The organism is Streptomyces bluensis (assembly GCF_014650715.1).
Classification (GTDB): domain Bacteria; phylum Actinomycetota; class Actinomycetes; order Streptomycetales; family Streptomycetaceae; genus Streptomyces; species Streptomyces bluensis.
Map to the genome: position 1 here is coordinate 422,119 of NZ_BMVM01000006.1, position 10,241 is coordinate 432,359.

At 69.2% G+C, this 10,241-nt stretch carries 9 protein-coding genes; 7 read left to right on the plus strand and 2 right to left on the minus strand.

The window, feature by feature from the left end; translation table 11 throughout:
• Positions 1 to 213: 213 nt before the first annotated feature.
• The 4 genes from IE262_RS18740 (at position 214) to IE262_RS18755 (ending at position 5,109) form a co-directional block, all read left to right on the plus strand.
• Positions 214 to 2,445 (plus strand): polyribonucleotide nucleotidyltransferase, encoded by a 2,232-nt coding sequence (locus IE262_RS18740; RefSeq protein ID WP_189874988.1) that lies wholly within the window; start codon positions 214 to 216, stop codon positions 2,443 to 2,445.
• On the plus strand, positions 2,442 to 3,821 hold the full coding sequence (locus tag IE262_RS18745) for a M16 family metallopeptidase (RefSeq protein WP_189874990.1): 1,380 nt from the start codon (positions 2,442 to 2,444) through the stop codon (positions 3,819 to 3,821). The genes IE262_RS18740 and IE262_RS18745 overlap by 4 nt, the downstream gene beginning before the upstream one ends.
• Positions 3,822 to 3,885: 64 nt before the next feature.
• Entirely contained in the window at positions 3,886 to 4,638 is a 753-nt protein-coding gene (dapB, locus tag IE262_RS18750) for a 4-hydroxy-tetrahydrodipicolinate reductase (RefSeq protein ID WP_189874992.1), read from the plus strand.
• Positions 4,639 to 4,653: 15 nt separating this feature from the next.
• The gene (locus tag IE262_RS18755) at positions 4,654 to 5,109 is read left to right on the plus strand and encodes a hypothetical protein (RefSeq protein ID WP_189874994.1); all 456 of its coding nucleotides are present in this window, start codon (positions 4,654 to 4,656) and stop codon (positions 5,107 to 5,109) included.
• On the opposite strand, the gene IE262_RS18760 is transcribed toward IE262_RS18755, so the two are convergent.
• Both IE262_RS18760 and IE262_RS18765 read right to left on the minus strand, forming a co-directional pair.
• Positions 5,106 to 5,666, minus strand: coding sequence for an SCO5741 family PH domain-containing membrane protein (locus IE262_RS18760; RefSeq protein ID WP_189874995.1), 561 nt, complete (start codon positions 5,664 to 5,666; stop codon positions 5,106 to 5,108). The two genes, IE262_RS18755 and IE262_RS18760, sit on opposite strands and share 4 nt — an antisense overlap.
• Positions 5,667 to 5,828: 162 nt before the next feature.
• The gene (locus IE262_RS18765) at positions 5,829 to 6,062 is read right to left on the minus strand and encodes a hypothetical protein (RefSeq protein WP_134044143.1); all 234 of its coding nucleotides are present in this window, start codon (positions 6,060 to 6,062) and stop codon (positions 5,829 to 5,831) included.
• Between the two features lie 219 nt (positions 6,063 to 6,281).
• Between IE262_RS18765 and thyX the strand changes: the two genes are divergently transcribed.
• The 3 genes from thyX (at position 6,282) to IE262_RS18780 (ending at position 9,986) form a co-directional block, all read left to right on the plus strand.
• Positions 6,282 to 7,022 (plus strand): FAD-dependent thymidylate synthase, encoded by a 741-nt coding sequence (gene thyX, locus IE262_RS18770; RefSeq protein ID WP_189874997.1) that lies wholly within the window; start codon positions 6,282 to 6,284, stop codon positions 7,020 to 7,022.
• A 250-nt stretch (positions 7,023 to 7,272) separates the two neighbouring features.
• The gene (gene dapA / locus IE262_RS18775; RefSeq protein ID WP_189874999.1) at positions 7,273 to 8,172 is read left to right on the plus strand and encodes a 4-hydroxy-tetrahydrodipicolinate synthase; all 900 of its coding nucleotides are present in this window, start codon (positions 7,273 to 7,275) and stop codon (positions 8,170 to 8,172) included.
• A 128-nt stretch (positions 8,173 to 8,300) separates the two neighbouring features.
• Positions 8,301 to 9,986: a ribonuclease J gene (locus IE262_RS18780; RefSeq protein WP_189875001.1), complete on the plus strand. Its 1,686-nt coding sequence runs from the start codon at positions 8,301 to 8,303 to the stop codon at positions 9,984 to 9,986.
• The last annotated feature ends 255 nt before the right edge of the window (positions 9,987 to 10,241 follow it).

The following is a 10,241-nucleotide window of genomic DNA, read 5'->3' on the forward strand; positions in this document are numbered from 1 at the left end:
CCAACGGACACCCGGATGACCTCACCGATACCGAACGAGGAGAAGCGCGCCTCGCCGCCGCCGGTCCTCGGTAGTGGCCCCCGGGGGGAAGTGAGCCCCGGGTGCTTCGATCGAAGACCGGCCCGCACCAGACGGAGCGCTTCTCCACCACCGTCCCCCCGCCACACGGGCGGGACCAGGGACGAAAGACGATATGTAACGGAGAAAACGCTAGTGGAGAACGAGACCCACTACGCCGAGGCCGTCATCGACAACGGCTCCTTCGGCACCCGCACCATCCGCTTCGAGACGGGCCGCCTGGCCAAGCAGGCCGCCGGCTCCGCCGTGGCGTATCTGGACGACGACACCATGGTGCTGTCGGCCACCACCGCCTCCAAGAACCCCAAGGACCAGCTCGACTTCTTCCCGCTGACGGTCGACGTCGAGGAGCGGATGTACGCGGCCGGGAAGATCCCCGGTTCCTTCTTCCGCCGTGAGGGCCGGCCGTCCGAGGACGCCATCCTCACCTGCCGTCTCATCGACCGCCCGCTGCGCCCGTCCTTCAAGAAGGGCCTGCGCAACGAGATCCAGGTCGTCGCCACGATCATGGCGCTCAACCCCGACCACCTGTACGACGTCGTGGCCATCAACGCCGCGTCCGCGTCCACGCAGCTGGCCGGTCTGCCCTTCTCCGGCCCGATCGGTGGCGTCCGCGTCGCGCTGATCCGCGGCCAGTGGGTGGCCTTCCCGACGCACACCGAGCTTGAGGACGCCGTCTTCGACATGGTCGTCGCGGGCCGCACCCTGGAGGACGGCGACGTCGCGATCATGATGGTCGAGGCCGAGGCCACCGAGGAGACCGTCAAGCTGGTCAAGGGCGGCGCCGAGGCCCCCACCGAGGAGATCGTCGCCGCCGGTCTGGAGGCCGCGAAGCCCTTCATCAAGGTCCTGTGCAAGGCCCAGGCCGACCTCGCCGCGAAGGCCGCCAAGCCGACCGCCGAGTTCCCGATCTTCCTGGACTACCAGGACGACGTGTTCGAGGCGCTCACCGCCGCGGTCCGCACCGAGCTCGCCCAGGCGCTCACCATCGCCGGCAAGCAGGAGCGCGAGTCCGAGCTCGACCGCGTGAAGAGCCTGGCCGCCGAGAAGCTGCTCCCCGAGTTCGAGGGGCGTGAGAAGGAGATCTCCGCCGCGTACCGCTCGCTCACCAAGCAGCTGGTCCGCGAGCGCGTGATCAAGGAGAAGAAGCGCATCGACGGCCGCGGCGTGACGGACATCCGTACGCTGGCCGCCGAGGTCGAGGCCATCCCGCGGGTGCACGGTTCCGCGGTGTTCGAGCGTGGCGAGACCCAGATCCTGGGCGTCACCACCCTCAACATGCTCCGCATGGAACAGCAGCTGGACACGCTCTCCCCGGTGACCCGCAAGCGCTACATGCACAACTACAACTTCCCGCCGTACTCCACCGGCGAGACCGGCCGCGTCGGCTCCCCGAAGCGCCGCGAGATCGGCCACGGCGCCCTCGCCGAGCGCGCCCTCGTGCCGGTCCTGCCGACGCGCGAGGAGTTCCCGTACGCGATCCGCCAGGTCTCCGAGGCGCTCAGCTCCAACGGCTCGACGTCCATGGGCTCGGTCTGCGCCTCCACCATGTCGCTGCTGAACGCCGGTGTGCCGCTGAAGGCCCCCGTCGCCGGCATCGCCATGGGCCTGATCTCCCAGGAGGTCGACGGCGAGACGCACTACGTCACCCTCACCGACATCCTCGGTGCGGAGGACGCCTTCGGTGACATGGACTTCAAGGTCGCCGGCACCAAGGAGTTCGTGACCGCCCTCCAGCTCGACACCAAGCTGGACGGCATCCCGGCCTCCGTCCTGGCCGCCGCGCTGAAGCAGGCCCGTGACGCCCGCCTCCACATCCTCGACGTGATGATGGAAGCGATCGACACGCCGGACGAGATGTCCCCGAACGCACCGCGGATCATCACCGTGAAGATCCCGGTCGACAAGATCGGCGAGGTCATCGGCCCCAAGGGCAAGATGATCAACCAGATCCAGGAGGACACCGGCGCCGAGATCACGATCGAGGACGACGGCACGATCTACATCGGTGCCGCCGACGGCCCGGCCGCCGAGGCCGCCCGCACCACGATCAACGGCATCGCCAACCCGACCATGCCGGAGGTCGGCGAGCGCTACCTGGGCACGGTCGTGAAGACGACCACCTTCGGCGCGTTCGTGTCGCTGCTCCCGGGCAAGGACGGTCTGCTGCACATCTCGCAGATCCGCAAGCTCGCCGGCGGCAAGCGCGTGGAGAACGTCGAGGACGTCGTCGGCGTGGGCGCCAAGGTCCAGGTCGAGATCGCCGAGATCGACTCCCGCGGCAAGCTCTCCCTCATCCCCGTGATCGAGGGCGAGGGCGACTCAGCCGGCGACTCCGACGAGAAGAAGGACGACGGCGACAAGTGACGTCGCGTAGCTCCCTGGCGACGGCCCGCACCTCCTCCGAGGCGCGGGCCGTCGCCCGTACCCAAACCCTCATCAAAGGCACGGCCGGCATCGGTACGGTCCGCAAGACCACCCTCCCCGGCGGCCTGCGCATCGTCACCGAGACCCTGCCCTCCGTGCGCTCCGCCACCTTCGGGATCTGGGCGCACGTGGGCTCCCGCGACGAGACACCCGCGTTGAACGGTGCCACGCACTACCTGGAGCACCTCCTCTTCAAGGGCACCACGCGGCGCAGCGCGCTCGACATCTCCTCCGCCATCGACGCGGTCGGCGGCGAGATGAACGCGTTCACGGCGAAGGAGTACACGTGCTACTACGCACGCGTGCTCGACACCGACCTCCCGCTCGCCATCGACGTCGTCTGCGACATGCTCACCGGCTCGCTCATACTCGAAGAGGACGTCAACGTCGAGCGCGGCGCCATCCTCGAAGAGATCGCCATGACGGAGGACGACCCGGGCGACTGCGTGCACGACCTGTTCGCGCACACGATGTTCGGCGACAACCCCCTCGGCCGCCCGGTCCTCGGCACGGTCGACACGGTCAACGCCCTCACCGCCGACCGCATCCGCCGCTTCTACCGGAAGCACTACGACCCGACGCACCTCGTCGTCGCGGCCGCGGGCAACGTCGACCACAACAAGGTCGTACGACAGGTCCGCGCCGCCTTCGACCAGGCCGGCGCCCTCAAGCGGCCCGACGCCACCCCGATCGCCCCGCGCGACGGCCGCCGCACCATCCGCACAGCCGGCCGCGTCGAGCTCCTCGGCCGCAAGACCGAGCAGGCCCACGTCGTCCTCGGCATGCCCGGCCTGGCCCGCACCGACGACCGCCGCTGGGCGCTCGGTGTGCTCAACACCGCCCTCGGCGGCGGCATGTCCTCCCGGCTGTTCCAGGAGGTCCGGGAGAAGCGCGGCCTGGCGTACAGCGTGTACTCGTACACCTCGGGCTTCGCCGACTGCGGCCTCTTCGGCGTGTACGCGGGCTGCCGGCCCTCCCAGGTCCACGACGTGCTGAAGATCTGCCGTGACGAACTCGACCAGGTCGCCGAGCACGGGCTGCCGGACGACGAGATCGACCGCGCCATCGGCCAGCTCCGCGGCTCCACGGTCCTCGGCCTGGAGGACACCGGCGCGCTGATGAACCGTATCGGCAAGAGCGAGCTGTGCTGGGGCGAGCAGATGTCCGTCGACGACATGCTGGCCCGGATAGAGGCGGTCACCCCGGACGACGTCAGGTCCGTGGCCCGCGACATCCTGGGACAACGCCCCTCGCTGTCGGTCATCGGCCCACTCAAGGACAAGCAGGCCTCCCGGCTGCACGACGCGGTCGCGTGAGTTCGCGTACGTCCTCGACACCCCGCATTCCCGTAAGCCGGCATTCCCCTAAGGAAGCAACAACATGAGCAAGCTGCGCGTGGCGGTCCTCGGCGCCAAGGGCCGTATCGGATCCGAGGCGGTACGGGCCGTCGAGGCCGCCGAGGACATGGAGCTGGTGGCCGCCCTCGGCCGCGGCGACACACTGGAGACGCTCACCGACACGGGAGCCCAGGTCGTGGTCGAGCTGACCACCCCCGCCTCGGTCATGGACAACCTCGACTTCTGCGTACGCCACGGCATCCACGCGGTCGTCGGGACCACGGGCTGGACCGACGAGCGCCTCGCGCAGCTACAGGGCTGGCTGGACCGCTCCCCGGAGACGGGCGTGCTCATCGCCCCCAACTTCTCCATCGGGGCCGTGCTGACCATGAAGTTCGCCGAGAAGGCCGCGCCCTACTTCGAGTCCGTCGAGGTCGTCGAACTGCACCACCCGAACAAGGTGGACGCCCCCAGCGGCACCGCCATGCGCACCGCCCAGCTCATCGCCGCCGCCCGCGAGCGCGCCGGCAGCGCACCGCAGCCGGACGCCACGGTGAGCGCCCTGGACGGCGCCCGGGGCGCGGATGTCGACGGGGTGCCCGTCCACGCCGTACGCCTCCGTGGCCTCCTCGCCCACCAGGAGGTCCTCCTCGGCGGCGAGGGCGAGACCCTCACCATCCGCCACGACTCCCTCCACCACAGCAGCTTCATGCCGGGCATCCTGCTGGGCGCCCGCCGCGTGGTGACCACCCCGGGCCTCACCTTCGGCCTCGAACACTTCCTCGACCTGAGCTGAGCGGCCGGAAACACCATGCGCGCGAAGATCACGTACGCCGTCACGGCCGCCGTCCTGCTCGTCTACTTCGTCCTGGTCGGCAGCCGGGGCGTCCTGCTGATCGAGGCCGGCACGCCCGTCACGGTCGTCTTCGGTGCGGCGGTGCTGATCCTGCCGGTGATCGGCCTGTGGTTCCTGTGGAAGAACACCCAGTTCGTCCGCAAGGCCAACCAGCTCGCCGCCGAACTCGACGCCGAGGGGGGCCTGCCCGTCGACGAGTTGCGGCGCACCCCGGGCGGCCGGATCGACCGTGACTCGGCCGACGAGGTCTTCGCCCGGCGCAAGGCCGAGACCGAGGACGCCCCCGACGACTGGCGCAGCTGGTTCCGCCTCGCCATCGCCTACCGCGATGCCCGGGACACACCCCGGGCACGCAAGGCGATGCAACGGGCGATCGTGCTGCACGGGACACCACCGCGACCGGAGGGTTAGGCGCCCCGCGCGTACTCCGCGGCCCACGCCTCCACCGCGTCCGTCGCCCGGTCGAAGGCATCCGGGCGGGCCAGGAAGTCGGCGTCGTGCGAGGTCATCAGCGGCAGCACCGTCTCGGATTCCCGTCCCTTGCGTTCGAGGAGGAGGGACTGCCCCTGGACCGTGCGCGGCAGCCCGAGCCAGCGCACCGGCTGCTGGACGGTCCGTGCCGAGGCGATCTGCTCCCAGGGCGTCGTGCGCGTGCCGAAGAAGCTCACCTTGCGCAGCCCCCGCCCGCTCACCCAGGTGCCCATGCGCAGCAGCCGCAGGGCGCAGGCGATGACGCACAGCGCCATCCCGAAGCAGACCGCGCCGGCGGTCAGGGTCCCGGCCACCGTGATGATGACCGCCGCGACGAGCACGTACGAGGCGAGCAGCAGCAGGATCGCGGCCGCGCTCACCCGCCACGGGCCAGGACGGTAGGGCCGCCGCCAGCGGTCACGGTCGTCGAACGGCAGCGCCTGGTCGTCCACCGCCTCGTCGAAAGCGCGATCGGCGGTCAGGAAGGGCAGGGGCACGGCTGATCCTCACTCAGTCCAGACTCAATCGATGCGGGGGACATCGCCGAGTGAGGCTATCGAGCCGGATGCGCGCCCACCACCCGCGGGGGGCCACAGGGGGTGCGTACCATGCCATTCGGGCGGGCGGACCCACGAGCGGCCGATGCGAGCGGCCCGTGGTCAGCGGTTCTGCGACGCCTGTGACTCGTGCGCGGGCGACTGGTCGAGCGAGAGCGCGGGCATCCCGAGGAGCACGGAGCCCACGAGACCCGCGACCACAGTGAGACCTATGAGCCACCGCCCGGCCCTCTCGCGCGCGGAGGCCCGCTCACGGGGCGGGGGAGTGACATTGCTGCGGAACCTGTCGGCTTCGGCGAGGAAGACGAACGGTACGGGCTCGCGCCGGCGGGACATGGGGTGCGCTTCTCCTTCGGGGCCTTGTGACGGACCTGGCGACCCGAACGGTCGCCGTCACCTACACAGACGTGCGAACGCCCCGGAAGGTGCCCGCTATCGCCGATTTCGCAGAAGTTCGCCGACGAATGTCGTGGCCCGCCACCGAACGCCCGTTGTCAGTGCCGGACCGTAGAGTGGGCGCCGCCCGAGAGAAGTGATGGAAGGACCCTCCGAGCCGTGACCGACACCCCCGCCCACGACCTCAAGCCCAGCATCCGCAGCGACGTCACCGTCGAACTGGTCAAGCACAGCGCGGCCGACTCCGACGTGCTGTGGGCCGCCCGCGTCTCCACGGCGGGCGAGCAGTCCCTGGAAGAGCTGAAGAAGGACCCGGAGCGCTCCAAGGGCCTGATCAACTACCTGATGCGGGACCGGCACGGCAGCCCCTTCGAGCACAACTCGATGACGTTCTTCATCAGCGCCCCGATCTTCGTCTTCCGCGAGTTCATGCGGCACCGGGTGGGATGGAGCTACAACGAGGAGAGCGGGCGTTACCGCGAGCTCCAGCCGGTCTTCTACGTCCCCGACGAGTCCCGCAAGCTCGTCCAGGAGGGACGCCCCGGGAAGTACGTCTTCGTGGAGGGCACCCAGGCGCAGCAGGAGCTGGTCGGCCGGGTCATGGAGGACGCGTACGTCCACGCGTACGAGGCGTATCAGGAGATGCTCGCCGCCGGCGTCGCCCGCGAGGTCGCCCGTTCGGTTCTCCCGGTCGGCCTGTACTCGTCGATGTACGCCACCTGCAACGCCCGCTCGCTCATGCACTTCCTCGGCCTGCGCACCCAGCACGAGCTCGCCAAGGTCCCGTCCTTCCCGCAACGGGAGATCGAGATGGTGGGCGAGAAGATGGAGGCCGAGTGGGCCAGGCTGATGCCGCTGACGCACGCAGCGTTCAACGCCAATGGCCGCGTCGCCCCGTAGTGCCCACGGGGACCCGTATGGCCACGGGAACCCATGTCACGGACAGCTCTGGCCGCCTGGGACACGCGTGCATGGGTCAACCGAGAGAGGCGTCCGGATTGCGGCATTTCGCGAAGTTCATCTAGCCTGATCAAACGGACCCGGCACTGCTTGAACCCCCGAGCAGGCAGTGCCGGGTTCCACCTTTGTCCGGACTTTTACGGCCCCCCGAGGGCAGACCGCGCCCTGAGCAGCGAGTAGCGTGGTACCCATGGCTCCGACCTCCACTCCGCAGACCCCCTTCGGGCGGGTCCTCACCGCCATGGTCACGCCCTTCACGGCGGACGGCGCACTCGACCTCGACGGCGCCCAGCGGCTCGCCACCCACCTGGTGGACGCAGGCAACGACGGCCTGATCATCAACGGCACCACCGGTGAGTCCCCCACCACCAGCGACGCGGAGAAATCGGACCTCGTACGAGCCGTCCTGGAGGCCGTGGGCGACCGTGCCCACATCGTCGCCGGCGTCGGCACGAACGACACCCACCACAGCATCGAGCTGGCACGCGCCGCCGAGAAGGTGGGCGCGCACGGCCTGCTCGTCGTCACGCCGTACTACAACAAGCCCCCGCAGGACGGCCTCTACCGGCACTTCACGGCCATCGCCGACGCCGCCGAACTGCCGGTCATGCTGTACGACATCCCCGGCCGCAGCGGTGTCCCCATCAACACCGAGACACTCGTCCGCCTCGCGGAGCACCCGAGAATCGTCGCCAACAAGGACGCCAAGGGCGACCTCGGCCGCGCCAGCTGGGCCATCGCCCAGTCCGGCCTGGCCTGGTACTCCGGCGACGACATGCTGAACCTGCCGCTCCTCTCCGTGGGCGCGGTCGGGTTCGTCTCGGTCGTCGGCCACGTCGTCACCCCGGAGCTGCGCGCCCTGGTCGAGGCGTATGTCTCCGGTGACGTCCAGAAGGCCACCGAGATCCACCAGCGACTGCTCCCGGTCTTCACCGGTATGTTCCGCACCCAGGGTGTGATGACCACCAAGGCGGCGCTCGCGCTCCAGGGCCTGCCCGCAGGACCCCTGCGCGCCCCCATGGTCGAGCTCACGCCGGAGGAGACCGCCCAGCTCAAGATCGATCTTGCCGCCGGCGGGGTACAGCTCTGACAACGGACTTCACAACTGAATAGGCAGGACACAGGTGCCTGCACCCCACACTGACAACTGCTTTTGCACGAACGTCATGCGCGCCACGTGCCCTACAGGTACGTGGCGCGTGTGGTGAGGAGAGTCTTTTGAGTCATCCGCATCCTGAACTCGGCCCGCCGCCGAAGCTTCCTGCGGGCGGCCTGCGGGTCACCCCGCTCGGTGGCCTCGGCGAAATCGGCCGGAACATGACCGTCTTCGAGTACGGCGGCCGCCTGCTGATCGTCGACTGTGGAGTGCTCTTCCCCGAGGAGGAGCAGCCCGGCATCGATCTGATCCTGCCGGACTTCACTTCCGTGAGGGACCGCCTCGATGACATCGACGGCATCGTTCTCACCCACGGCCACGAGGACCACATCGGCGGCGTCCCCTACTTGCTCCGCGAGAAGCCGGACATCCCGCTGATCGGCTCCAAGCTGACCCTCGCCCTCATCGAGGCCAAGCTCCAGGAGCACCGCATCCGCCCCTACACCCTGGAGGTGGCCGAGGGTAACCGCGAGCGCATCGGTCCCTTCGACTGCGAGTTCATCGCGGTCAACCACTCCATCCCCGACGCGCTGGCCGTCGCCATCCGCACCCCGGCGGGCATGGCGGTCCACACGGGCGACTTCAAGATGGACCAGCTCCCGCTGGACAACCGCCTCACGGATCTGCACGCCTTCGCCCGGCTGAGCGAGGAAGGCATCGACCTCCTCCTCTCCGACTCCACGAACGCCGAAGTCCCCGGCTTCACCCCGCACGAGCGTGACATCTCCAACGTTCTGCGCCAGGTCTTCGCGAGCGCCCGCAAGCGGATCATCGTGGCGAGCTTCGCCAGTCACGTCCACCGCATCCAGCAGATCCTGGACGCGGCCCACGAGTACGGCCGCCGGGTCGCCTTCGTCGGCCGTTCGATGGTGCGCAACATGGGCATCGCCCGAGACCTGGGTTACCTGAGGGTCCCGTCGGGGCTGGTCGTGGACGTCAAGACGCTCGACGACCTCCCGGACGACGAGGTCGTACTGGTCTGCACGGGCTCCCAGGGCGAACCGATGGCGGCCCTGTCCCGCATGGCCAACCGGGACCACCAGATCCGCATCGTCCAGGGCGACACGGTGATCCTGGCGTCGTCGCTGATCCCCGGCAACGAGAACGCGGTCTACCGCGTCATCAACGGCCTGACCCGCTGGGGCGCGAACGTCGTCCACAAGGGCAACGCCAAGGTGCACGTCTCGGGCCACGCGTCCGCGGGCGAACTCCTGTACTTCTACAACATCTGCCGGCCGAAGAACCTGATGCCGGTCCATGGCGAATGGCGCCACCTGCGGGCGAACGCCGAGCTGGGCGCCATGACCGGCGTCCCGCACGACCGGATCGTCATCGCCGAGGACGGAGTGGTCGTCGACCTCGTCGAGGGCAAGGCGAAGATCTCCGGCAAGGTGCAGGCCGGTTACGTGTACGTCGACGGCCTCTCGGTCGGAGGCGTCGGCGAACCCGCGCTCAAGGACCGCAAGATCCTCGGCGACGAGGGCATCATCTCGGTCTTCGTCGTGGTCGACGCGTCGACAGGCAAGATCACGGGCGGCCCGCACATCCAGGCCCGCGGCTCGGGCATCGAGGACTCGGCCTTCGGCGACGTGATCCCGAGGGTCACGGAGGTGTTGGAACGGTCGGCCCAGGACGGCGTCGTTGAACCCCACCAGCTGCAGCAACTCGTGCGCCGCACGCTGGGCAAGTGGGTCTCGGACACCTACCGGCGCAGGCCGATGATCCTCCCGGTCGTCGTCGAGGTCTGACCCGCCGTCACGGGTGGCCGTTCGCACGGCCACCCGGACCGCAGTGGGTGTGAACTCCGGGCGGGGCCCCTCGATTTGCATCGGGGCGCCCCGCTCCAGTACGTTTACGGCTCCGCCTGAACGGGAACCCGGGTGCTCCGAGCGCCGGGGAACCACTCCCGGACCGGGTGGAAATTCCGACTCAGAATCTCTGATAAAGTCGGAAACACCGAAGGGAAGCGCCCGGAGGAAAGCCGCGAGAGAGTCTCTCGGGTG